Below are 24,347 nucleotides of genomic sequence, written 5' to 3'. Positions count from 1 at the left end.
CTTCAGCTTACGGGCGCGGCTTCGTCGGCGGCGGCGGCCGGGGCGGCGGCGCGGACGGCCGCGCGATCGCCCACGCGCTGCCCGACCACGGCTGACACGCCGTCCTGACGCATCGAGACGCCGTACAGCGCGTCGGCGATCTCCATCGTGCGCTTCTGGTGGGTGATCACGATGAGTTGACTGCTTGCACGCAGCTTCTCGAACACGCCCAGCAGCCGCCCGAGGTTGGCGTCGTCGAGGGCGGCTTCGACCTCGTCGAGGATGTAGAACGGGCTCGGCCGCGCGGTGAAGATCGACGTGAGGAAAGCCACCGCCGCGAGGGAGCGCTCACCGCCGGAGAGGAGTGACAATCGCTCGATCTTCTTCCCCACGGGGCGTACCGCGACCTCGATGCCGGTGGTCAACGGCGACTCGGGGTCGGTGAGCGAGATGCTGCCCGAGCCCCCGGGGAAGAGGATCGGGAAGATCTCGGTGAAGGCGACGCGCGTGTCCTCGAACGCGGCGACGAAGATCGTCTGCATCCGTTCGTCGAGGTCGGCGATGATCGTCTGCAGGTCGGCGCGGGTCTGCTGCAGGTCGGCGAGCTGTTCGGTGAGGAAGGCGTGCCGCTGCTCGAGGGCCGCGAACTCCTCCAGCGCGAGCGGGTTGACCCGCCCGAGCTGCGACAGCTTACGCTCGGCGTCCTGGAGTCGGCGCTTCTGAGCCGCGCGATCGAACGGGGCGCCCTCGCCCTCCCGGTCGACCGGAACGAGCTGATCGGGGCCGTATTCCGCGACGAGGACGTCCTCGTCGAGCGCGAGCTCGGACTGCACGCGCTCGAGCAGGCTCGTGGCGTGGAGCTTCTTCTCGTGCATCTGCAGCTCGAGGCCGTGGACGCTCTCGGTGAGGCGCGCCAGACGTTCCCGGACGGCGGCTTCGTCGGCGCGTGCGCGAGCCAGTTCCTCGGCGATCGCCGTGCGCGCGGACTCCGCCGCCGCCAGCTCGACCCGTGCCTGACTCACCGAACGATCGACGGAGTCCAGCAGCGCGGGGAGGTGACCGGCGACCTCGGCGGCGACCTCGCGCTGCGCGCGCCGGACCACCGCCCGACGCGCGGCCTCCGCCGCGGCCGCGCGTTCGCGCTCGCGCTGCTGCTCGAGCTGGACGATGCGGGCCTCCCCCGCCCGCACGCGCTCCTTCAGCGACTCGATGTCCAGACGCGCCCGCATCTCCCTCTCGCGCGCGACGTCGACCTCGGCCGCCACGCCCTCGCGCGCCGAGGCGTCGAGCAGAGGGCGCGGCGCTTCCTGCGCGCGCTCGAGCGCGTCGTCGGCGCGACGGGCGGCATCCTCGGCCTCGGCGACCGCCGTCTCGGTCTGCGCGAGACCTGCGGCGAGACGATCGCATTCCGCCACCGCCGCCTCGTGCCGCACCGTGACCCGATTCACCCTCTCGGCGTGGGCGGCCAGCGCGGCATCGTGGGCGCGCAGGGTCGACAGCGATTCTTTCGTGCGGTGCCGCGCGGCGGTGAGCGCACGCTGCTCCTCGGCGAGGGCCTCGCGCAGCGAATCGGCGATGACGATGATCTCGTCGAGCCGCTCGGCGGCCGCATCGCGCTCGGCGGCGAGCTCCAGCCGCGACCGTCCCGACCCCGAGCCCGCCCGGAGCGTCCGGGACGTCGCGACCTCCCCGGCCCGGGTGACGACGGTGACCTCGGGAGGCAACGACTCCTGCACCTCGCGCAGAACGGCGAGGTCGTCGACGATCACCGTGCGCGCCAGGATGCCGAGCACCCCCGGTGACCCGATGACCACCGCGGTCGCGGGAACGGCGCCCGCCACCGGGGTCGCCGCGTCCTCCGGGGCGGCGCCGTCGGGCGCGGCGGTGCCGGCGATGACGATCTCGACCACGCCGAGGTCTCCTTCACGCGCCTCGCGCGCCGCGGTGAAGGCGGCCGCGGCGTCGTCGACGAGCAATCCCTCCGCCAACGAGCCCAGTGCGGCGGCGATCGCGGCTTCGTACCCCGCGGTGACCTTGACGTGGTCGCCCACGAGGCCGCGCACGCCCCGCCCGCCGGCGGCGAGCAGGTCGGCCGCGGCGTTGCGCAGGTCGAGGGCGCGGCCGAGCGCTGTCGTCTGCGCGCCGAGGGCGTCGCGCTCCCGCTCGGCGGCATGGAGGCGTTCGCGCAGGCCGGCGACCGTGGACTCGACGTCGTTCGCCTCGCGCTGTGCCCGGTCGTAGGCCGCGGCGTGCTCGGCGGTGGATGCCTCGGGCACCACGTCGGGGTCGAGTTCGGCGCGCGCCCTCTCGGCTTCCGCCCGACGCGCGAGGGCGGCGTCCAGCGCCCGCTGCTGCCGGTCCACACCGGCCCGCACCGCCGCGAGGGCGGAGTTCGCGGCGTTCGCCGTGCCGCGGAGCGCCTGGATCTTCAGGTCGTGTTCGGAGACGAGCGCGCTCTGCGCGGCGATGTCGACGTCGAGGGCGTCGAGGTCGGCGCGGGCGCGCGTGACCTCCCGGGCGGCCTCGGCCGCGGCATCCTGCGCATCACCCAGACCGGCGGCGATGTCGTCTATCTCGGCTCGGACGTCGTCGATCGTGCTCTGCGACACGGTCGGAGCGAAGGTCGCGGCGTCGGAGCCGTCGTCCGCCAGCAGGGTGAGGCGCTGACCGGCGAGGGAGTAAAGGCCCCGCAGGCGCTCCTGCACCTGTTCGAGACCGAACGAGACGCTGCGCGCGCGGTCGACGGCCTCTGAACGCTGATCGTTCTCGAGCCGTTCGACGCGCCGGCGCAGACCGTCGGCCTGTTCCTGCAGCCCGAGACGCTCGGTGTGCCGCTCACTCTCGGCGCGGGCGGCGTCGGCGAGCTGCGTGCGCAACCGCACGAGGTCGTCGGCGTACAGCCGCGCCTTCGCATCGCGGACCACGGCGGCGATGGTCGCGGCCTCCCGCGCGATCTCGGCCTGCTTGCCGAGGGGCTTGAGCTGGCGACGCAGCTCGCCCGCGAGATCGCTGAGGCGGGTGAGGTTGGTCTCCATCGCCTCGAGCTTGCGCACGGTCTTCTCTTTGCGGCGCCGATGCTTCAGGATGCCGGCGGCTTCTTCGATGAAGCCGCGGCGGTCTTCCGCGGTCGCCTGCAGCACCGTGTCGAGCCGGCCCTGCCCGATGATGACGTGCATCTCGCGACCGAGTCCGGAGTCGCTCAGCAGCTCCTGCACGTCGAGCAGGCGGCACGTCTGACCGTTGATGGCGTACTCGCTGGCGCCCGTGCGGAACAGCGTCCGACTGATGGTGACTTCGCTGTAGTCGATCGGCAGGGCACCGTCGCCGTTGTCGATCGTGAGCTGAACCTCGGCACGCCCGAGCGGACCGCGGGTCGACGTCCCGGCGAAGATGACGTCCTCCATCTTCCCGCCGCGCAGGGTCTTGGCGCCCTGCTCCCCCATGACCCACGCGAGAGCGTCGACGACGTTCGACTTGCCCGATCCGTTCGGTCCGACGATGCAGGTCACACCGGGTTCGAGGGCGAAGGTCGTCGATTGGGCGAAGGACTTGAAGCCTTTGAGCGTCACGCTTTTCAGATGCATGCCACCCGCCTTCCCGCCCTGTCGAACCTTCGCCTCACGCTAGCCGAGGATCCGCGGAAAACCGCGGCGGCGAGCCGCGTCCGCGCTCACGACGCGCCCGGATGTCAGCCGATTCTGGGAAATCGCTTGACCTCCGGCGACCACCTCCGCTAGCGTCGGGGGTCGCAACCGACGTCGAAAGGAGGTCACCCCATGATTCGCACCACGACCGGCTTCACCGCCACCGGCTTCGTCGCCGCCCCCGTGCTGTCCGCACCCGTCACCGGAGTGACCACCGCCGTCGGCATGCCCGTCTTCCAGGGCTGACCCCGTCGCGTCGAGACGCCCCGCGTCTCCGCTTCTCGCGAGTTCCGTTTCGCTGCTCGCCCGGATCTCTCCGATCCCGCCACGCGCACGTCGCGTCCCTCTCTCGTTCTCTCTCCCACGGAGCCTCCGCATGAACGCCCTGTTCGCGCGCGCGCCGCAGCATGCCTCGGCCGCGCTCTCCTCCACCTCGTCCACCATCACGATCGACACCGCCACCGACCGGCCGTTGGGTCTGCTCGACCGGCTGTCGTTGCGCCTCGGTCTGTGGCTGCTGACGCGTCACGCCTCCCGCGGCCGTTCGCTCGAACATCGGGCCGACCGCGCGCACCGTCGTCGCGCCGCCGACGCCGAGCGCACTGCGCGCGAACGCGCCTGGCACCGCACGGCCGCACTCACGCGGCCGCCGCTGTGATCCCGTGGGGCCGGCCTCGTCCGGCCGGCCCCACCCCGCGACATCTCCTCCGAACCGAAAGCACTCTCATGACCTCCCTTCCCGTCGGCCTCGAGCTGCGGCCCCTGCACATCCCGGCATCCATCGACGACGACGATGCCGCCGACTTCCGCGAGATGGTGCGCCTGCGCAACCTCGTCTACAAGGAGGGCTCCGGCCACGACGACGAGTCGATGCCCGCCGACGAACTGCTCCCCCTGTTCCAGCCCCGGCCGGAGGTGAAGCGGTTCTCGTGGATCGCCGTGTTCCACGGCGAGGTCGTCGGTCGCGCGGGCCTCGACCTCCCCCAGGAGGAGGGCGCCCGCACGGGCTCGTTCCTCATCGAACTGCGCCGGTCCGCGTGGGGACACGGCATCGGTCGCGCCGCCTTCGCCATGATCGAGACCCTCGCCCGCGCCCACGGACGCACGGTCCTGCAGTCGTGGGCCGCGCACCCCGCCGCCGAGGGACCGCAGCTGGCGGCGCCCACGGGTTTCGGCGCGGTGCCGAAGGACCACGCCGCGCGGTTCCTCCTGGCATCCGGGTGCACGCTCGAGCAGATCGTGCGCGTGAGCACGCTCGATCTCGCCGATGCCCGCCCTCACCTCGGTGCCCTCCTCGCCGAGGCCGAGGCCGCCTCGGCGGGCTATCGCGTGGTGCAGTGGACGCTGCCCACGCCCGACGAGTTCGTCGACTCCTTCGCCTGGATGAAGTCCCGCATGGCGACCGACGCGCCGTCCGCCGATCTCGACGTCGACGAAGAGGTGTGGGATGCCGCGCGGCTCCGCCGACACGAGGCCACGTACCTCGACGCGGGTCGCCACATGCTGGTGACCGCGGCGCAGCACGTGGACTCGGGCGAGCTCGCCGCCTTCAACGAGCTCGTCATCGGCAAGGACCGCACGGCGGTGACGGGACAGGAGGACACCCTCGTCGTCGCCTCCCATCGCGGGCATCGGCTGGGCCTGCTGGTCAAGTGCGCCGGCCTCCTCGCGTGGCGGGACGTGGCCCCCGACTCACCCCGCGTGATCACCTACAACGCGGAGGAGAACCGCCCGATGCTCTCGATCAACGAGCGGATCGGCTTCGCCCCGATCTCCTACGAAGGCGTGTGGCAGAAGGTGCTCGCCTGACACCGACGGCGCGAGTCGCCGGGAACCGTCGCCCGGGAGCGCTGTGGCCACGCTTTTCGGCGCCTCGTGCGGTCGGTCCGGGCGCGGCCGAGGATCAGCGCCGCTTCTGGCAGTGCGGGCAGTAATGGCTCGAGCGGTTCATGAACGACACGCGCACGATGGGGCGGTCGCACCGGGGGCATGGCTGACCGGTGCGGCCATAGGCGTTGAGCGAGTGTGCGAAGTAGCCCGCCTGGCCGTTGACGTTCACGTACTGCGCGTCGAAGCTCGTCCCGCCCTCGGCCAGCGCCTTCTCGAGCACCGCACGCACCTCGCCGAGCAGGCGGTTCACCGAACGGGTCGGCAGATCGGAGCCGGCAGTCTCGGGGTGGATCCGCGACGCCCACAGCGACTCGTCGGCGTAGATGTTGCCGATGCCGCTGGCGACCGTCTGATCGAGGAGCACGCGCTTGATCCCCGACGCCGTGCGGCCCAGCCTCGCGCGGAACCGCGCCGCGTCGAAGGCGGGATCGAGAGGATCGCGGCCGATGTGCGCCACCTGCGTGGGCACGCGCGAGAGGTCCGATCCCCGTCCGCCCGCGGCGCCGTCGGGGGTGTCGACGAGCTCGTCGAGCGCGAGCGAGCCGAACGTGCGCTGGTCGGCGAAGACGACCGACACCGGCCCGTGAACGGGATGCTCGATCTCGATGCGGATGCGCTCGTGACGTTCCTCCGGAGCGCCGGGCACGCGCAGGAGCATCTGCCCACTCATCCCGAGGTGCGTGACGATCGCTTCGTCGCCGGCCACCGGCATCCACAGGAACTTCCCCCGGCGCACGGCGGCGGTGATGCGCCGGCCCGTCAGTTCGGTCTCGAAGTGGGCCGCACCTCCGGTATGCCGCGTCAACGCGCGCTCGTCGCGCACGTCGACGGATGTGATCAGCGCACCGGCGACGGCCGGCTCGAGGCCGGCGCGCACGACCTCGACCTCGGGGAGCTCAGGCACGGGTGTCGAGCTCGCGCCACGCGGTGAGGGCCGCGGCCATCTCGGCCTGCTTCTTGCTCGACCCGTTGCCCGTGGTGGCGAGGTCGCCGACGGTCACCGTGGCGGTGAACCGACGGTCGTGATCGGGACCGGTCGCCTGCACGGTGTAGACCGGCGCGAGCAGACCCTGGCGCGCCGCGATCTCCTGCAGGCTCGTCTTCGGGTCCATCGCGGCGCCGTAGCGTTCGGGGTCGGCCAGGAGCGGTTCGACCAACCGCAGCACCATGGCCGTCGAAGCCTCGGGTCCCGCCGAAAGGAAGGCCGCCCCGATCAGGGCCTCCATCGTGTCGGCGAGGATCGAGTCCTTGTCGCGCCCGCCGGTGAGGATCTCGCCGCGACCGAGGCGCACGTGAGCCCCCAGACCGATCCTGCGGGCCACCTCGGCGAGGGCGACGGTCGATACGACGCTGGCGCGGCGCTTGGCGAGGCCGCCCTCTTCGAGCTCCGGATGCCGTGTGAACAGGCGCACCGTGACGGCCTGGCCGAGCACCGAGTCGCCGAGGAACTCCAGGCGCTCGTTGTGCGGGATGCCGCCGTTCTCGTACGCGTACGAGCGGTGGGTGAGGGCAAGAGAAAGAAGCTCGGGGTCTATGTCGACCCCGAGCTTCTCGGTGAGCGCAGCGCGCTCGACGTTGTTACGCGTCACGAATCGCCGATCAGACGTCGGCGACCTTGCGGCCCTTGTACTCGAGGAAGAGCTCGGTGCCCTGCGAGTCGGTGACGACCTTCGCCTGGTGCGGACGGCTGTAGACGACCTTGCCGTTCTCGATGGTCTTGACCAGCGTGGGGGCCTCGGCCTTCCACTGCGCGCGACGCGAGCGGGTGTTCGAGCGGGAGACCTTCCGCTTCGGGGGGTTACCTGCCATGACTAGCTCTTCTCTGTCTTGGGGGCGGCGCGGAGCGCATCGCCGTCGTCTGGGGTGTACTGCTGGAGCGCGGCCCATCGAGAATCGACGGGCGTCTGCTCCGTGTCGCCGGTGCTTTGCGTCAGCCTCTCGCCCGTGATCGGGTCGAGCCCGGGGCAGTCCGGCTGACACACCGGCTGGAACGGAAGCGACAGGACAATGGCATCCCGGACCAGATTTTCAAGATCCACGTGGTCGTCTTGAACGTCGAAGTCACTCGCTTCGTCCCCAGGATACGCGAAAAGTTCCTGGAACTCGACTTCGACAGGCTCCTCGATGTCGATGAGGCAGCGTCCGCACACGCCCGTGGCGGTGGTGTCGACGGTGCCCGAGACGAGAATGCCCTCGTGCACCGACTCCAGACGCACCTCGAGTGCGAGGATCTCGCCCTCGGGGATCGAGAGCAGGCCCTCGCCCCATTTCTCGGGAGTGGGGAGGTCGAGGCTGTGCTCGCGCATCTCACCGGGATGGTGCTCGATGTCGCGGACGGGGAGTTGGAAGGGGCCGGGTCGACGGGTTCTCACGGTCGTCCATGCTACCCGCGCCCCCCTGAGCGGGGGCCGGGCGGGGCCCGCGACGGTGCGGCGCGGGCTGTCGGCGCTGGCACCTGAAGTGCCCAGCGGGGCGGCGTGACGTCAGACGGAGCCGGGCCGCGGCCCGACGTCGCGTGCGCGGTCACGCATAAACGCTATCCGTGCGCATAAACACGACGAGCACGCGTTTATGCGCACGGATCGTGTTTATGCGTGAGGACGGAGCCGCGGCGCAGTGCCGCGCGTGCCGCCACGCAGCACGCCGCGGACCACCTCGCACCCCACGAGGCGCGCAGGCACTTAGATGCCGCGGGCGCCGGTGTCGAGGTAGCGCGCGACGGCGGGCGGGACGTACGGCGACACGTCTCCGCCGAGGCCGGCCACCTGGCGGACGAGGGAGCTCGACACGAGCGCGTGCGAGGGGTCGGGCAGCAGGAACACCGTCTCGACGTGCGCGAGGTCGCGGTTGACGATCGCCATCGGGGTCTCGTACGCCACGTCGACCTGCGAACGGATGCCCTTGACCAGCACCTTCGCTCCCACATCGGTGGCGTAATCGACGAGGAGGCCCATGCTCCAGGCCGCGATGATCACATCGCCCTCGACCCCCGCCTCCGAGATCGACTGCTCGAGCAGACGCTGGCGCTCGGCGAGGGGCAGCATCGCCTCTTTGCCGGGGTTGTGCACGACCAGCACGTGAAGCTGGTCGAACAGGCCGGCGGCACGACGGATGACGTCGAGATGACCGAGCGTGGGCGGGTCGAACGAGCCGGGGACGACGGCGATCCGGGGATCCATGCCGTCAGCCTATCGACGCGACCCGCGGAGAGCCCGGCGTTCAGGACTTCGCCAGCGCGGCGCGCTCCTCCACCCCCACGCGACGCTCCAGGGCGGCGGCGAGCCCGGGATGCCGGACGAGCGCCGGGTCGTCGGCGAGCAGCCGCTCCCCCTCGGCGCGGGCCTCGGTGATGAGGTCGGCGTCGGTCACCACCCGCAGCAGACGCAGCGACGATCGCGCGCCCGATTGAGCCCCGCCGAGCACGTCTCCCTCGCCGCGGAGTTCGAGGTCGACCTCGGCGAGGGCGAAGCCGTCGAGGGTGGATGCCACGGCTTCGACGCGCGCCCGAGACGACGTGCCGGGGGCGGCCTCGGTCACGAGCAGGCAGAGGCCCGGGACACCGCCACGACCGACGCGACCGCGCAGCTGGTGCAACTGGGAGACGCCGAACCGGTCGGCCTCGAGGATGACCATGGTCGAGGCGTTGGGCACGTCGACGCCGACCTCGATCACCGTCGTCGCCACGAGCACGTCGATGTCGCCGCGGGCGAAGGCCTGCATGACGGCATCCTTCTCGTCGGACGGCATCTTGCCGTGCAGGATCTGCACGCGGACGTCGGCGAAGCCCGGCAGCCGGGAGATCAGCGCCTCGACCTGCACGACGCCCCACCGCGTCCGGTTGCTCTCTCCCGCGGCGGGAGCAGCCCCGTCCGGCGCGTCGGCGGGTTCGTCGGTCTTGTCGTCGGCGGCGAGCTGTTCGGCGTCGATCGCCGCGCACACGACGAACGCCTGGCGGCCCTGCGCCACCTCTTCCGCCACGCGGTCCCACACACGTGCGAACCAGCTCGGCTTCTCGGCCAGTGGGGCGACGAACGACTGGATGCCGGCGCGCCCGGCCGGCATGGTGCGGATCGTCGAGACGTCGAGGTCGCCGAACACCGTCATGGCGACGGTGCGCGGAATGGGCGTCGCCGTCAGGACGAGGGTGTGCGGGGATTCGCCCTTCGAGCGCAGCGCTTCGCGCTGGTCGACGCCGAAGCGGTGCTGTTCGTCGACGACCACGAACCCCAGGTCGGCGAAGGTCGTGGTGGCGCTCAGCAGTGCGTGCGTGCCGACGACGATCCGCGCCTGACCCGATGCCACGCGCAGCGCCGCGCGGCGACGCTCGGCCGCGGGCATCTGCCCCGTCAGCAGCGTGGGCATGAGCTCGGGTGCGAGCTCGGGCCCGAGCATGCGCGCGATCGAGCGCAGGTGCTGGCCGGCGAGCACCTCGGTAGGGGCGATGAGGGCGGACTGCCCGCCCGACTCGGCCACCTGCATCATCGCCCGCAGCGCCACGAGGGTCTTACCGGAGCCCACCTCGCCCTGCACGAGCCGGTTCATCGGCCAGTCGCCCGTGAGGTCGGCTGCCAGTTGCGCTCCGACGTCGCGCTGGTCGGGGGTGAGTTCGAACGGGAGGATCGCGTCGAACCGCTCGAGAAGGCCGCCCGCCGCCGCAGGGCGTTTCGTCGCCGACAGTGCTCGGACGAACTGGCGCTGCTGCAGCAGCGCCGTCTGCAGCACGAAGGCCTCGTGCATGCGCAGCGTCGCGACGGCCGGGGGGATGTCGTCGTCGTTCTCGGGGCGGTGGATCCGCTCGAGCGCCTCGCGCGCGGGGAGGAGTCCCCGCCGGGTACGGAGGTCGGCGGGGAGCGGGTCGTCGACGTCGCCGAGCGCGTCGAGGACGACGGCGATCGTCTTCTGCACGAGCGTGCTGGGAACGGAGCTGGTGGCGGGATAGATCGGGATGGGTCTCTTCGCCGTGACCTCGGCCTCGGCGCGGGCTTCGGCGATGTCGTCGAACAGCTCGTAATCGGGATTCGTCAGCTGCGTCTGCCGCCGGTACTCGCCGACCTTGCCCGAGAAGATGCCGCGCCGCCCGGGAGTGAGGTCTTTGAGTCGCCACGGCTGGTTGAAGAACGTCAGCGACATGCGCCCGTCGCCGTCGCTGATCACGACCTCCAGCAGGGAGCCGCGGCGGTTCTGCATGCGGCGCTCCGAGGCGCTGACCACCTCGGCCACGATCGTGACGGGTTCGCCCAATGGCAGCGAGGCGATCGGGGTGAGTTCGCCGCGTCGGGCGTAGCGGCGCGGGTAGTGCTCGAGCAGTTCGCCCACGGTCTTCATGCCGAACGCACGCTCGAACGCCGACGCCGTCTTGCCGCCCACGGCGCCGTCGAGCCGGGAGGCGAGCGAGAGACCGGGCATGCTGACGAGTCTAGGCAGGGGGCCCGACATCGTCCTGCCGCACGCTCGGCTCGACAGAGGACCTCGCGCTCGACGCCAGGACCGGGCACCCGCGGGCCCCCGGAGGCTTGGACACGCTCAGCCTCCTCCATCGCCCCTCCCGCCAGGTCGCTGCGCCTGTCGAAGGGACCCGGCACCCGCGGGACCGGGGGCCTCGGCACGCTCAGCCTCCCCACCGCCCCGCCGCGTGTCTCCGCGGCATCCGCGACCCTAGGCTGGACGAGTGACGCGCATCATCTCCGGCCGAGCGGGCGGCACCGTCCTCGACGTTCCGCCGAAGGGCACCCGCCCGACGAGCGACCGCGTGCGCGAGTCGCTGTTCGGCGCGCTCGAGTCGGCCGGCGTCCTCGACGACGCCCGCGTCGCCGACCTCTTCGCCGGCTCCGGGGCGCTGGGGTTGGAGAGCCTGAGCCGCGGGGCCGCCTCCGCCGATCTCGTCGAGCTGTCGGCTCCGGCCGCCGCACTGATCCGCAAGAACGCCGACCGTGTGCGCGCCGCGGGCGTGGCCGCTCCGGCGCGGGTTCACCGAGCGAACGTCACCACCTATCTGACGGCATCCGCCGACGAGTGGGACCTTGTGTTCCTCGACCCGCCCTACGACATCGCCGACCACGACCTCACGAGGGCCCTCGTCGCCCTCACCCCCCGCCTGAGCCCGGATGCCATCGTGATCGTCGAGCGCGCGAAGCGCTCCGCGGCGCCCGACTGGGCCGCAGCCGGCCTGGAGCCCGAGCGCGACCGCGCCTACGGCGACACCACGATGTGGTGGGGCCGGCCGTCCCCGTGACCCGCGCTCGACGGCACCGACCTCAGCCCCGGCCGGCGTCCCAGTCCCGGTAGGGGTCCCACCCGAAGCGGCCCGTCCACGCCGCGCCGTCGACCTCGATCGCGGCAGCCCCACGTCGTTGCACGGTGCCGATGCGTCGACCGATGGTCGCGGCATCCGGGGGGAAGGTCACCAGGAAGCCGTGATCCTCTCCCCCGCCCAGAGCGCGCTCGGGGTCGTCGCCGAGGGCGCTCGAGTCGATGGCGAGGGTCACCCCCGATGCGTCGGCGAGGCGCGTGGCGTCGAGCGCGAGGCCGTCCGAGACGTCCATCATGGCGGTGGCCCCGGATGCCGCCGCCCGCAACGCCTCCGCCAGCGGCGGGCGCGGGGCGAGCTGGCGCGACAGCGCCTTCGCATCGGCGGGGTCGAGAGCGGCGCGCGCCTCGTCGGTGAGGGCGACGGGGGCACCGTCTTCGTCCACGAACCGTCGGAACAGCACGTCAAGACCTCGGGCCGCCTCGCCCAACTCCCCGATGATGTAGACGCCGTCGCCGACCCGGGCACCCGAACGGCGCACGGGGTCGCGACCGTCGAGGCTTCCGAGGGCGGTCACGGCGATCGTGAGCGTGTCGGAGACCGTGAGGTCGCCGCCCTCCACCGCGCAGTCGGGGGCGAGCTCGGCGCAGGCGGCGGCGAGACCGTCGGCGAAACCGCGCACGAACGCGAGCGGTGTCGAATCGGGCATGGCCAACGCCACGAGAAGGGCGATCGGTCGGGCACCCATCGCGGCGACGTCGGCGAGGTTGACCGCCGCCGCCTTGAAGCCGAGGTCGGACGGCGACGACCACGCCAGCCGGAAGTCGGGGCCGTGCACGAGCGTGTCGGTCGTGGCGACGACCCGCCCGTCGGGCACGGCCAGCACGGCGGCGTCGTCGCCCGGGCCGACGGATGCACGGGAGGGCGGGAGGCGGTCGAGGATTCCCCGCAGGATCTGCCCCTCGGACAGCTCCCCCACGGTGGTTTCACGGTCGGGCTCGGCGTCGGTCACCCTCCCACGCTATTAGCCTGGACGGGTGCCCCGCTCCTCCCGTACCCTCGCGCTCCTCGCCGTCCTCGCCCTGGTCCCGGGGCTTGCGGCGTGCAGCACGACGGTGGCGATGGAGCCCGCGAAGCTCTCCAACGACCCCGCGTGCGCGTCCGTGATCACTCGCCTGCCGAGCAGCATCTCGGGCCAGGAACGTCGCTGGACCGACGCGCAGGCGACCGGGGCCTGGGGTAACCCGGCATCCATCCTCATGACCTGCGGCCTCGAGCCCCCGGCGCCGTCGACCCTGCCGTGCCGCTCGTTCGACGGCGTCGACTGGCTCGTCGACGAGTCGCAGGCCGCCAACAACCGGTACACGCTGACGACGTTCGGACGCAGCCCCGCCCTGCAGGTCTACCTCGACTTCGACACCGCCAGCAGCGGCGACGTCGCCCAGGCGCTGGGGCCCCTCATCCGCGAGTACCTGCAGCCGACCGGATCGGTCTGCACCGCGGCATCCGACACGGCAGCCTCACCGACGCCGACCCCCGCGCCCTGAGTCGCGGCTCTCAGGCCTTCTCGAGCGCGGCGTCGAGCAGGTCGCTGATGAGATCGGGGTACGACAGTCCCGAGGCGATCCAGCAGGTGGGGAACATGGAGATCGGCGTGAACCCGGGCATGGTGTTCACCTCGTTCACGAAGAACTCGGTGCCGGTGTAGAAGAAGTCGACGCGCGCGAGCCCCTGTCCCCCGATCGCCTCGAACGCCTGGGCGGCGATGCGCTGCATCTGGGTGAGTTCGCCCTCGCCGAGCTCGGCGGGGCACACGAGGTCGACACCGGGCGCGTTGAGGTACTTCGCCTCGAAGTCGTAGAACTCCCGCCCCGTCACGACGATCTCGCCCGCGACGCTCACGCGCACCGGTCCCCCGTCGCGTCCGGGCAGCACGCCGCACTCGAGCTCGCGACCGACGATGGCCTGCTCGATGAGCGCCAAGCGGTCTTCGGCGAAGGCGGTGTCGAGAGCGGCATCGAGGTCTTCCCACCGCGAGACCTTCGTCACGCCCACGCTCGAACCCGCTTCGTTGGGCTTGACGAACACCGGCAGGTCGAGGGCGCGCATGCGTCGCTCCCACAGCGCGCGGTCGCGCGCGAGGTCGGCCCGGGTCACGGCCACCCACGGCACCACCGGCACGTTCGCCGCGCGCAGCACCTGCTTGGTGACGTGTTTGCTCATGCCGATCGCCGACATGAGCACGCCGCCGCCGGCGTAGGGGATGCCGAGCAGCTCGAGCAGGCCCTGCACCGTGCCGTCTTCGCCGAAGCGGCCGTGCAGGATCGGCAGCACGACGTCGACCTCGCCGAGCGACCGGGTACCGTCGGCATCCGTCACCGTCCACTCGCGCGACAGCGTCGAGTCGGGGAGCCGCACGCGGGAGCCGTTGTCGACCACCTCGGGGAGGGCCTCGGGACGCAGGGCGAACTTGTCGGGGGCGTCGTCTTCGAGCACGAAGGCGCCCTCGCGCGTGATGCCGACCGGGATCACCCGGAAGCGGTCACGGTCGATCGCCCGCAGCACCCCGCCCGCCGTGGCGGAACTGATCGAATGCTCGCTGGAGCGCCCGCCGAAGAGCACCACCACCACCGGTTTGGTCATTCTGCGTCCTCTCGCCCTGCGGCTGGTCGTCGTCTGTCGTCAGGTGCGGCGCGATGTCGCGCGGGTCCATGGTGCCGTCGAGCACCATCTTCACCTGCTGCACGATGGGCATGTCGACGCCGACCTGCTTCGCGAGCTGGAGCACGGGGGCCACGGATGCCAAGCCCTCGGCGGTCTGCTGCATCTGGGCCACGACTTCTTTGTAGCCGTATCCCTGGCCGAGCAGTCGCCCGGCGGTGTTGTTGCGACTGAGCGGCGACTGGCACGTCGCGATCAGGTCGCCGAGTCCGGCGAGGCCCTGCAGCGTCTCGGGCTTCGCGCCCTGTGCCACGGCGAAGTCGGTCATCTCGACGAGCCCCCGCGTGATGATCGAGGCCTTGGTGTTCTCGCCGTAGCCGACGCCGTCGACGATGCCGATCGCCACCGCGATGAGGTTCTTCAGCACGCCACCGAACTCGGTGCCGATCACATCGGTGTTGACGAACGAGCGGAAGTACCGGTTGCGCGCGCGACGGGCCACCGCCTCGGCCGTCTCGGGGCTCAGAGAGCTGATGACGGCCGCCGTGGGCTGCTCGCGCGCGATCTCGAGGGCGAGGTTGGGACCGGACGCCACCGCGATGCGCGCCGGGTCGCACTGCAGCACCTGCTCGATGACCTGGCTCATGCGAAGGCCCGTCGACTTCTCGACGCCCTTCATGAGCGAGACGATCGGCACGTCGGTGTGCTCCACGAACGGCTTGATGGCGGCGAGGTTCTCGCGCAGCGACTGGCTCGGCACCGACAGGTAGATCTGCTCGGCGCCGCGCAGGGCTTCGGCGAGGTCGGTCGTGGCCGTCATCGTCCGCGGCAGGTTGATGCCCGACAGGTATCGGCTGTTGCGCTTGGACTCGGTGATCTCGGCGGCCAGCTCCGGCCGGCGGGCCCACATGACGACCGAGGCTCCGCCGTCGGCGAGGATCTTGCCGAACGTCGTGCCCCAGCTGCCGGCGCCGATGACGGCGACCTTCGGTCCCGCCGCGGGAGCGACGTTCTTACGGCTCAAGGCGCCCCGTCTCGTTCTGCCCGTGCTTCGTCGGGTCCCAGCGTACGGTCGGCGCGGGAAGACCCCGGATGCCGGAGAGCATGCCCGCCACGCGGTTCATCATCGTGTCGGTCGCAGCGATCAGCGTCGAGGGCTGCGTCGGCGTCGCCGCGTACGCCGAGAGGTCCATCGCCGGTCCGAACTCCACGATGACGTGCGAGCGCCGGGGGAAGCGGAGCTTGCCGTAGCGCGGCAGGATCTGCTGCACGCCCCACTGCGCCATCGGGATGAGCGGGAGACCGCCCGCCAGGGCCAGGCGTACGGCTCCGGTCTTGCCGCGCATCGGCCACAGGTCGGGGTCGCGGGTCAGCGTGCCCTCGGCGTAGACGATCACGCCTCGACCGTCGCGAGCGATCTGCTCGGCGGCCTTCATCGACTGGTTGGCTCCCGACGACGCACGCGGGACGGGCACCATGCCGGTCGCCTTGAGCGCCGCACCCAGCACGGGAACGCGGAAGAGGCTCTCTTTCGCCATGAACCGGGGGGCGCGGCCGAGCCGCCACACGGCGACCGCCACGACGAGCGGGTCGAACTCCGAGTTGTGGTTCGGCGCCAGCACGTACGCGCCGTCGCGGGGCAGGTGCTCCGCACCGCGGATCTCGATGCGGGCGAAGAGCCCCACCGCGGGCACGATGATCGCCGCGAGCGGCCAGAAGACGCTCGGGCGACTCTTCTCGGGGGTCGCGGTCACCGACCTCATCCCGCGACGTCGAAATCGGCGTCGAGGGCGGTGAGCTTCTCGAGGAACTTCTCGTAGCCGCGGCGGATGATGCCGATGTTGCGCACCGTCGACTCGCCTTGAGCGGCCAGAGCGGCGATGACGTAGCTGTACCCGCCCCGGAGGTCCGGCACTTCGACGTCGGCCGCGTGCAGGGGCGTGGGTCCGTTGATGACGGCCGCCTGCTCGAGATCCCGACGGGGAACGCGACGGTCGGCGCTGTCGAGCCCCTTCGGGTGCACGACGATGTCGGCGCCCATCTTGTTCAGGGCCTCGGTGAAGCCCAGGCGGTTCTCGTACACCGTCTCGTGCACGACGGAGGTGCCCGACGCCTGGGTGAGGGCGACGATGAGCGGCTGCTGCCAGTCGGTCATGAAGCCGGGGTGCACGTCGGTTTCGACCATGACGGGCTTGAGCGCGTCGCCGCGACGGAACAGGATGCCGTCCTCGCGGACGTCGAACCAGCCGCCGGCCTTGCGGAAGACGTTGAGGAAGGTCAGCATGTCCTGCTGACGGGCGCCCTTGGCGAAGATCTCACCGTCGGTGGCGAGGGCGGCGCACGCCCACGAGGCGGCCTCGTTGCGGTCGAAGATCGCGCGGTGGTCGTAGCCGTCGAGACGCTCCACGCCCTCGATGAAGATGACGCGGTTGGGCTCGTACGAGATGATCGCGCCCATCTTCTGCAGCACCGCGATGAGGTCCATGATCTCGGGCTCGATCGCGGCGTTGCGCAGCTCCGTCACGCCCTTGGCGCGCACGGCCGTCAGCAGCACCTGCTCGGTCGCACCGACGCTGGGGTAGGGCAGCGTGATGTTCGCACCGTGCAGCCCATTGGGGGCGGTGATGCGGATGCCCTCGTAGCTCTTGTCGACGACCGCGCCGAAGGCGCGGAGGGCATCCATGTGGAAGTTGATCGGCCGGTCGCCGATGCGGCATCCGCCGAGGTCGGGGATGAGCGCCTCGCCGAGCAGGTGCAGAAGCGGTCCGCAGAAGAGGATCGGAATGCGCGAAGCGCCCGCGTGCGCGTCGATCTCCTCGAAGTGCGCGGCGACCGCGCCCGAGGGGTCGAGGTGCAGCGTGCCCTCTTCGTCGCCCTCGGTCACGGTCACGCCGTGGACCTCGAGCAGCGAACGCACGACCTTGACGTCGCTGATCATCGGGACGTCGCGAAGCGTGCTCGTGGTGTCGCCGAGGAGCGCCGCCACCATCGCCTTCGTGACGAGGTTCTTCGCCCCCTTGACCTCGACGGTGCCGCGCAACGGACGACCGCCGCGGATCGTGAGGGTCTCGGCCTCTTCCCAATCCGGCTGCCCGGGGATGCGGTCTCCGGAGTCGGTGACGAGTGTGCTCATAGGGGGGTGGACCTCACTTCGTTGACGAGGGGCGGCGAATCGACCCGATCGGGTCGACCGGGCTCAGCGGACCGGGAGGGTCCGCGGCCGCCATGCCTCGCGGCGCGCCTCGAACTGCGTGATCTTGTCTTCGTCACGCAGCGTGAGCCCGATGTCGTCGAGCCCTTCGAGAAGCCGCCACCTAGTGTAATCGTCGATGTCGAACGAGACCTGGAGATCGCCGACGGTCGCCGTCTTGGCCTGCAGATCGACGGTCATCTCGATGCCGGGCTGCTCCTCGAGCACCGCCCAGATGCGCTCGAGGTCTTCCTCGCTGATCACGCCCGTGACGAGACCCTGCTTGCCGGAGTTGCCGCGGAAGATGTCGGCGAACTTCGGGCTCAGCACCACCTGGAAGCCGTAGTCGCGCAGCGCCCAGACGGCGTGCTCGCGGCTGGAACCGGTGCCGAAGTCGGGACCGGCGACGAGGACGGATGCCGAGCGGTAGGCGTCTTGATTGAGGATGAAGTCGGGGTCCTGGCGCCAGTTGGCGAAGAGGGCGTCGTCGAAGCCGGTCTTGGTGACGCGCTTGAGGAAGACCGCGGGGATGATCTGGTCGGTGTCGACGGCCGACCGCTTCAGCGGGGCGGCGATGCCGGTGTGCGTGCGGAACTTCTCCATGTCAGGCCTCCGCCCCGGTCGAAACGGTCTCATCGGTGCGGGAGGCACCGCCGGTGATCAGTGTGCCGTCCGAGGCGGGGGTACCCGAGTCTGTCGAAGGGTCGAGATCGGCGGGGCTCGAGAGCGTCCCGCGGACGGCCGTGGCCGCCGCGACGAGCGGCGACACGAGGTGGGTGCGCCCGCCCTTACCCTGTCGTCCCTCGAAGTTGCGGTTCGAGGTGGAGGCGCAGCGCTCCCCCGGTGCGAGCTGGTCGGGGTTCATCCCCAGGCACATCGAGCAGCCCGCGAAGCGCCACTCGGCGCCGAAGTCCACGAACACCTTGTCGAGGCCCTCGGCCTCGGCCTCCAGACGGACACGGGCCGAACCCGGCACGACCATGACGCGGACGTTCTCGGCCTTCGTGCGGCCCTGGATGACGGAGGCGAAGGCGCGGAGGTCTTCGATGCGGCTGTTGGTGCACGAGCCCATGAACACGGCATCCACGGGGATGTCCTTCATCGGGGTGCCGGCGGCGAGGTCCATGTATTCCAGCGCCCGCTCGGCGGCGGCGCGCTCGTTGGGGTCGGCGAAGTCGGCCGGTGTGGGGACGACGTCCGACAGCGAGACGCCCTGACCGGGGTTGGTCCCCCAGGTGACGAACGGCTCGAGTTCGGCGGCGTCGAGGAAGACCTCGGCGTCATAGACCGCGCCCTCGTCGCTCGGCAGGGTGCGCCAGTAGGCGACCGCGTCGTCCCAGTCCTGACCCTGCGGGGCGTGCGGCTTGTCCTTCACGTAGGCGAAGGTCGTGTCGTCGGGGGCGATCATGCCCGCGCGGGCGCCGGCCTCGATCGACATGTTGCACATCGTCATGCGCCCCTCCATCGAGAGGGAGCGGATCGCGCTGCCGCGGAACTCGAGCACGTAGCCCTGGCCGCCGTTGGCGCCGATCTTGGCGATGATCGCCAGGATGATGTCCTTCGCGGTCACGCCGGGCTTGAGATCGCCCTCGACCGTGATGGCCATCGTCTTGAAAGGCTTCAACGGCAGGGTCTGCGTGGCGAGCACGTGCTCGACCTCGCTCGTTCCGATGCCGAAAGCCATCGCGCCGAACGCGCCGTGGGTGGAGGTGTGCGAGTCGCCGCAGACGACCGTGATGCCCGGCATGGTGAGCCCGAGCTGGGGCCCCACGACGTGGACGATGCCCTGCTCCTTGTCGCCGAGCGAGTGGATGCGCACGTCGAACTCGGCGGCGTTGCGGCGCAGCGTCTCGATCTGCGTGCGGCTGGTGAGGTCGGCGATCGGCTTGTCGATGTCGAGCGTGGGGGTGTTGTGGTCTTCGGTGGCGATCGTCAGATCGAGCCGGCGCACGGGGCGCCCCTCGGCGCGCAGACCGTCGAACGCCTGGGGGCTCGTGACCTCGTGCACGAGGTGCAGGTCGATGTAGATGAGATCGGGCTGACCGTTCTCGCCCTTGACGACGAGGTGGTCGTCCCAGACCTTCTCGGCCAGGGTTCGAGGGTTCTCGGGAATGGTGCTCATGTTTGCGTTTCTCCTCGGGAGGGGTGTGAGGCCCGCGACGAACTCCGCGACGAGAAAGGCCTAGAACAAGGTCTCGTCGCGGCCGCTAAGGAGGAGGCCGGCGATCCGCACCTCGTCACGATACCACCGGGCCGGTCGCGCACCCCTGCGTAACACGACGCCGCATGTTTGGGCGTTGAGCGCACTCGCGTGCGAGCCTGGGCCGACCCGAAGGAAGGAGCGCGCCCCATGGCCGCAGACGCCGAATCCGGATTCTCGACGCGACAGGTTCACGCGGGCTCCGCCACCGCGCCCGCCACCCCGCGGGCGATGCCGATCTACCTGACCGCCGGGTTCACGTTCCGCGACCTCGACGAGTCGGCCGCGCACTTCGGCTCGGGCACCGGCTTCGGCTACACCCGTACCGGCAACCCCACCGTGCACGCGGTCGAGGAGCGTCTCGCCTCGATCGAAGGCGGCGATCAGGCCGTCCTCGTCTCCAGCGGCCAGGCCGCGGTGACGGTGGCGCTGCTGGCCCTGGCCGGTGCCGGCGATCACATCGTCGTCTCGGAGCACATCTACGAGGGAACGCGCGGACTGCTCCTCGACAACCTCGTGCGACTGGGCATCGAGACGACGTTCGTCGACACGTCCGACCTCGACGCGTGGCGGAATGCCATCACCCCGCGTACCCGGGCGTTCTTCGCCGAGACGCTCTCCAATGCCCGCAACGACGTGCTCGACGTGGCCGCGATCTCCGCGATCGGTCGGGAGCACGGCATCCCTCTCGTGGTCGACAGCACGTTCACGACGCCCTACCTGCTGCGGCCGATCGAGCACGGTGCCGCCGTCGTCGTGCACTCGGCGAGCAAGTTCCTCGCGGGCCAGGGGGCGGTCCTCGGCGGAGTCATCGTCGACGACGGGCGGTTCGACGCCGCGGCATCCGGCCATCGTTTCCCCCATCTCGTGCAGACCGACCGCCTGGGCGGCGCCAGCTACGCCGAGAAGCACGGCGCCCGCGCGCGCGGCGCGTACATCCGCGAGAGCGTCGCCCCGCGCTTCGGCCCCGCCCCCTCGCCGCTGAACGCCTTCCTCATCGGTCAGGGCATCGAGACGCTGAGCCTGCGGGTGGAGCGCCAGTCGCAGAATGCGCTCACCGTGGCGCACTGGCTCGAGGCGCGGCCCGAGGTGGAGCGCGTCGACTACGTCGGCCTGGAGTCGCACCCCCACCACGAACTGGGGCGGCGGTACCTGACGCGCGGCAGCGGTTCGGTGTTCACCGTGACCCTGCGCGGCGGGCTCGAGGCCGCACGACACGTCGTGCAATCCGTGGAGCTCATCACTCACATGACCCACCTCGGCGACGTGCGGTCGCTCGTGCTGCACCCGCAGAGCACCTCGCACTCCGCCCGCACGGTCGCCGAGCGCGAGCGCGCAGGAGTCTTCCCCGGCACCATCCGCCTCTCGATCGGCATCGAGGACATCGACGACATCCTCGCCGACCTCGACCAGGCGCTCGCGGGAGTGCCGGCGACCGAGCGAGAGACGGTGGTGCTGTGACCCGCCTCCAGCACTTCGGGTGGTTCCTCGCCCGAGGCTTCGGCCCCCACGGATGGGGACACCCGTACTTGCGGTGGAATCACCGCTGGACCGAGCCGAACCTTTACCAGGATTCCGCCCGCACGCTCGAGCAGGCCGGCTTCGATCTGCTCATCATCGAGGATGCGCCCTCGCTCGGCAGTGCCGAGACCATCGATCTGCGGGTGCGTCACGCGTTCGGCGGCCCCAAGCACGACCCCCTCCTGCTGGCGCCGTACCTCTTCGCCGCCACACAGCACCTCGGCGTCGTGCCGACGGTGAACCCCGCGGCGTATCTGCCGTACACGGCCGCCCGCCAGTTCGCGACGCTGCAGCACCTCAGCGGGCACCGCCTGGGCCTGAACGTCGTGACCGACACGGGGAGCGCGCGGCACTTCTCGTCCGCGCCGCAGCTCGGGCACGACGCGGCGTACGACCGGGCCGAGGAGTGGCTCGGCGGCATCCGGGATCTCTGGCGCAGCTGGGGCGAGGGCGCCCTCGTCGTCGACGAGGAGTCCGGCGTCTACGCCGACGGGACGAGATTGGATGCCACCCGCCACCGCGGCGAGTACTACGGCTTCGACGGCCCGCTGAACGCCATCCCGTTCACCGACGGCGAGCCGGCCATCGTGTCTCCCGGCGGATCGGGCCGCGGGCTGTCGTTCGCCGGGCACAACTCCGACGTGCAGCTGGCGCTGGCCCCGCTCGACGAGGCGAGCATCCGCGCCTACAGGCAACGGATCCACGCCGCAGCCGTCGCCGCCGGGCGCAACGCCTCCGACATCAAGATCCTCTTCGCGATCCAGCCGGTGCTGGTCTCGTCGCCCGAGGAGGCCGACCGTCTCGTCGCGGCATCCGCCGACCCGTCCGAGGAGGCATTGGTCGCCATCGCCCGCAAGCAGTCGAGCGATCTCGAGACCGACCTGACCGGCCTCGACCTCGACAAGCCTCTCGACCGATCGATCTTCGGCGAGCACGTGTCGGAGGGCAGCATCAGACGCCTCGTCGGAAAGCACGACCCGGACGCACCGCTGCGCACGATCCTCGCCGCGCACGCGCGGCTGGGGCGCCTCGACGACGGAAGCGGATTCGTCGGAACGGCCGACGAGTTCGCCGACCGCATCGAGGAGCTCGGCACCTGGGGCAACGACGGCGTGCTGCTGTGGGGCGACCTGCACCCGGTCACCGTTCACCGCCTGCTCGACGACCTGGTGCCGATCCTGCGTCGCCGCGGCATCCTCCGCGAGGAGTACGTCAACGGCGGCCTGCAGGCGAACCTGCGCGCGTTCTAAATTCCGGATGCGGCGATCCCGGCGTCCCACGCAGTGGCGCCGCGCGCACTCGCCCGCCGTTGGGTGAGGTGATGTCCCCCCTCGTGCAACCAAACCGGCCACCTCCTGCACGAACGGGGACACGCTCCACCCGCCCCGCCGGCAAGCGATGTGATGTCCCCCCTCGTGCAACCAAACCGGCCACTCCTCGCACGAAATGGGACACGCCCCCGCCCGCCCCGCGTTGAGTGAGGTGATGTCCCACTTCGTGCGACGAAACCGGCGCCTCCCCGCACAAACTGGGACACACCCCCACCGGCCCCGTGAGTGAGGTGATGTCCACCGCTGCGGGATACCCCCTGCACCAACGGGGACATGTCATGCTGCGACCCGGGAGCGAGCAGCAGCGATGTCCCACTTCGTGCGGGAACAGCGGCGTCCATCTGCACGAAAGGGGACATGCCCGCCGGCGACCGATGCCCGGCGGGGTGGGAAGCCGTCAGTCGCGCTCGGGGTGATCCACCGTCGAGGGGGTGCCCTTCTCGTCGGCGACATCGGCCGCGGCATCGTGCGCTCCGACGGCAGCGGGCTCGCGACGGGCGGCGATCAGGCTGGCGATCGTGGCGACGGCCATCGACAGGATGATCACCGCGAGCGAGACCCACGTCGAGATCTCCGGCGCCCATTCGATGTGCTCGCCACCGTTGAGGAACGGCAGTTCGTTCACGTGCATCGCGTGCAGGATGAGCTTCACGCCGATGAAGGCGAGGATGAAGGCGATGCCGTAGTGCAGGTACTTCAGGCGATCGAGCAGGTCGCCGAGCAGGAAGTACAGCTGACGCAGGCCCATCAGGGCGAAGAGGTTGGCAGTGAAGACGATGAACGGGCTCTGGGTGATGCCGAAGATCGCGGGGATCGAGTCGATCGCGAACAACAGGTCGGTCACGCCGATGGCGACGAACACGATGATCATCGGCGTGAATAGCTTCTTGCCGTCGACGCGCGTGATGACCTTCTTGCCGTCGTAGGAGTCGCTCATGGGCAGCACGCGTCGCAGCGTCCGCACGATGAGGTTCTCTTTCTGCGTGTCGTCGTCGTGATCGCCGCCGGGGAACGCCTGGCGGATCGCGGTGTAGATCAGGAACAGCCCAAACAGGTAGAAGATCGGGCTGAAGTTCTCGATGATGGTCGCGCCGACCAGGATGAACGCCCCGCGCAGCACGAGCGCGATGATGATGCCCACCATCAGCACCTCCTGCTGATAGCGGCGAGGCACGGCGAACTGCCCCATGATCAGCACGAACACGAAGAGGTTGTCGATGGACAGGCTGTACTCCGTCAGCCAGCCGGCGACGAACTGGCCGGCGACCTCTCCCCCGGTGACGATCCAGAGGATTCCGGCGAAGATGAGCGCGAGGGTGACGTAGAACACGACCCAGAGGGTGGATTCCTTCGGCGACGGGATGTGCGGCCGCTTCAGGATGATCAGCAGGTCCGCGACCAGGATCAGTACGAGCACCACCAGAGTGATCGTCTGGAAGAGCGGGTCGAGCTGCAGCTCCATCGCGGGGCCTTTCGTCGGGGGAAACGCTCGAGTTTATCGGCCCGGCGCAGCCGTCCGAGAGCTTATGAAAGTAGTTCGCCTCGCGCGGACGCCTCCGGTCGTGTTCTCACCTCCGTCCGCGATCTCCGTTCATCCGTCAGACGGCGTCGGCGAACCGCCCTGAGACGATCCGCCGCGGCGAGACACCTCTCAGTGAGAGAGTGCTCACGACAGCCCGCCCGA

Annotated in this window: 21 protein-coding genes; 6 read left to right on the top strand and 15 right to left on the bottom strand. The window is 70.6% G+C overall.

The genetic code is table 11. From position 1 onward, the window contains the following. Positions 1-2 precede the first annotated feature (2 nt). Entirely contained in the window at positions 3-3,563 is a 3,561-nt protein-coding gene (gene smc, locus QRO03_RS08855) for a chromosome segregation protein SMC (RefSeq protein ID WP_285137147.1), read from the bottom strand. A gap of 436 nt (positions 3,564-3,999) precedes the next feature. Here smc and QRO03_RS08850 point away from each other — a divergent pair, with 436 nt between their 5' ends. Then, complete coding sequence (locus QRO03_RS08850) at positions 4,000-4,281, top strand: hypothetical protein (RefSeq protein WP_285137146.1); 282 nt, start codon at positions 4,000-4,002, stop codon at positions 4,279-4,281. A gap of 68 nt (positions 4,282-4,349) precedes the next feature. Continuing rightward, positions 4,350-5,432, top strand: coding sequence for a GNAT family N-acetyltransferase (locus tag QRO03_RS08845; RefSeq protein WP_285137145.1), 1,083 nt, complete (start codon positions 4,350-4,352; stop codon positions 5,430-5,432). Positions 5,433-5,526: 94 nt separating this feature from the next. Here the strand turns inward: QRO03_RS08845 and mutM are convergent, their stop codons facing one another. The 6 genes from mutM to QRO03_RS08815 form a co-directional block, all read right to left on the bottom strand. Beyond that, the gene (gene mutM / locus QRO03_RS08840) at positions 5,527-6,417 is read right to left on the bottom strand and encodes a bifunctional DNA-formamidopyrimidine glycosylase/DNA-(apurinic or apyrimidinic site) lyase (RefSeq protein WP_285137144.1); all 891 of its coding nucleotides are present in this window, start codon (positions 6,415-6,417) and stop codon (positions 5,527-5,529) included. After that, complete coding sequence (gene rnc, locus QRO03_RS08835; protein WP_285137143.1) at positions 6,410-7,102, bottom strand: ribonuclease III; 693 nt, start codon at positions 7,100-7,102, stop codon at positions 6,410-6,412. The genes mutM and rnc overlap by 8 nt, the downstream gene beginning before the upstream one ends. A gap of 10 nt (positions 7,103-7,112) precedes the next feature. Next, positions 7,113-7,322: a 50S ribosomal protein L32 gene (rpmF, locus tag QRO03_RS08830; protein ID WP_019179169.1), complete on the bottom strand. Its 210-nt coding sequence runs from the start codon at positions 7,320-7,322 to the stop codon at positions 7,113-7,115. Positions 7,323-7,324: 2 nt separating this feature from the next. Further along, positions 7,325-7,819, bottom strand: coding sequence for a YceD family protein (locus QRO03_RS08825; RefSeq protein WP_285137324.1), 495 nt, complete (start codon positions 7,817-7,819; stop codon positions 7,325-7,327). Between the two features lie 375 nt (positions 7,820-8,194). Continuing rightward, positions 8,195-8,692, bottom strand: coding sequence for a pantetheine-phosphate adenylyltransferase (coaD, locus tag QRO03_RS08820; RefSeq protein ID WP_285137142.1), 498 nt, complete (start codon positions 8,690-8,692; stop codon positions 8,195-8,197). A 40-nt stretch (positions 8,693-8,732) separates the two neighbouring features. Continuing rightward, positions 8,733-10,919, bottom strand: coding sequence for an ATP-dependent DNA helicase RecG (locus tag QRO03_RS08815; protein ID WP_285137141.1), 2,187 nt, complete (start codon positions 10,917-10,919; stop codon positions 8,733-8,735). A gap of 262 nt (positions 10,920-11,181) precedes the next feature. On the opposite strand from QRO03_RS08815, the gene rsmD reads away from it, so the two are divergent. Further along, positions 11,182-11,745 (top strand): 16S rRNA (guanine(966)-N(2))-methyltransferase RsmD, encoded by a 564-nt coding sequence (gene rsmD, locus QRO03_RS08810; protein ID WP_285137140.1) that lies wholly within the window; start codon positions 11,182-11,184, stop codon positions 11,743-11,745. A 22-nt stretch (positions 11,746-11,767) separates the two neighbouring features. On the opposite strand, the gene thiL is transcribed toward rsmD, so the two are convergent. Further along, positions 11,768-12,772, bottom strand: coding sequence for a thiamine-phosphate kinase (thiL, locus tag QRO03_RS08805; RefSeq protein WP_285137139.1), 1,005 nt, complete (start codon positions 12,770-12,772; stop codon positions 11,768-11,770). 25 nt (positions 12,773-12,797) lie between these two features. Between thiL and QRO03_RS08800 the strand changes: the two genes are divergently transcribed. Next, entirely contained in the window at positions 12,798-13,307 is a 510-nt protein-coding gene (locus tag QRO03_RS08800; protein ID WP_285137138.1) for a DUF3515 family protein, read from the top strand. A 10-nt stretch (positions 13,308-13,317) separates the two neighbouring features. Here QRO03_RS08800 and QRO03_RS08795 read toward each other — a convergent pair whose 3' ends face one another. From QRO03_RS08795 to leuC, 6 genes are all read right to left on the bottom strand, one after another. Further along, positions 13,318-14,403, bottom strand: a complete 1,086-nt coding sequence (locus QRO03_RS08795) for a D-alanine--D-alanine ligase family protein (RefSeq protein WP_285137137.1) — start codon at positions 14,401-14,403, stop codon at positions 13,318-13,320. Next, positions 14,303-15,445: an NAD(P)H-dependent glycerol-3-phosphate dehydrogenase gene (locus QRO03_RS08790; RefSeq protein ID WP_285137136.1), complete on the bottom strand. Its 1,143-nt coding sequence runs from the start codon at positions 15,443-15,445 to the stop codon at positions 14,303-14,305. The genes QRO03_RS08795 and QRO03_RS08790 overlap by 101 nt, the downstream gene beginning before the upstream one ends. Next, entirely contained in the window at positions 15,435-16,184 is a 750-nt protein-coding gene (locus QRO03_RS08785) for a lysophospholipid acyltransferase family protein (RefSeq protein WP_285137135.1), read from the bottom strand. The genes QRO03_RS08790 and QRO03_RS08785 overlap by 11 nt, the downstream gene beginning before the upstream one ends. Next, positions 16,181-17,554, bottom strand: coding sequence for a UDP-N-acetylglucosamine 1-carboxyvinyltransferase (murA, locus tag QRO03_RS08780; RefSeq protein WP_285137134.1), 1,374 nt, complete (start codon positions 17,552-17,554; stop codon positions 16,181-16,183). The genes QRO03_RS08785 and murA overlap by 4 nt, the downstream gene beginning before the upstream one ends. Before the next feature lie 63 nt (positions 17,555-17,617). After that, positions 17,618-18,214: a 3-isopropylmalate dehydratase small subunit gene (gene leuD / locus QRO03_RS08775; protein ID WP_285137133.1), complete on the bottom strand. Its 597-nt coding sequence runs from the start codon at positions 18,212-18,214 to the stop codon at positions 17,618-17,620. Between the two features lies 1 nt (position 18,215). Further along, complete coding sequence (leuC, locus tag QRO03_RS08770) at positions 18,216-19,733, bottom strand: 3-isopropylmalate dehydratase large subunit (RefSeq protein ID WP_285137132.1); 1,518 nt, start codon at positions 19,731-19,733, stop codon at positions 18,216-18,218. Between the two features lie 228 nt (positions 19,734-19,961). Here leuC and QRO03_RS08765 point away from each other — a divergent pair, with 228 nt between their 5' ends. Together QRO03_RS08765 and QRO03_RS08760 are read left to right on the top strand one after the other, a co-directional pair. Further along, positions 19,962-21,272 (top strand): O-acetylhomoserine aminocarboxypropyltransferase/cysteine synthase family protein, encoded by a 1,311-nt coding sequence (locus tag QRO03_RS08765; protein WP_285137131.1) that lies wholly within the window; start codon positions 19,962-19,964, stop codon positions 21,270-21,272. Continuing rightward, complete coding sequence (locus QRO03_RS08760) at positions 21,269-22,582, top strand: LLM class flavin-dependent oxidoreductase (RefSeq protein ID WP_285137130.1); 1,314 nt, start codon at positions 21,269-21,271, stop codon at positions 22,580-22,582. Before QRO03_RS08765 ends, QRO03_RS08760 begins: the two co-directional genes overlap by 4 nt. Before the next feature lie 478 nt (positions 22,583-23,060). Here the strand turns inward: QRO03_RS08760 and QRO03_RS08755 are convergent, their stop codons facing one another. Then, positions 23,061-24,125, bottom strand: a complete 1,065-nt coding sequence (locus QRO03_RS08755; RefSeq protein WP_285137129.1) for a TerC family protein — start codon at positions 24,123-24,125, stop codon at positions 23,061-23,063. Positions 24,126-24,347 lie beyond the last annotated feature (222 nt).

Origin of the sequence: Microbacterium sp. lyk4-40-TSB-66 (assembly GCF_030209475.1) — a bacterium.
Taxonomy (GTDB): Bacteria; Actinomycetota; Actinomycetes; order Actinomycetales; family Microbacteriaceae; genus Microbacterium.
Note: the sequence above shows the minus strand (reverse complement) of the source record. Positions and strands in the feature narration are given on the sequence as shown.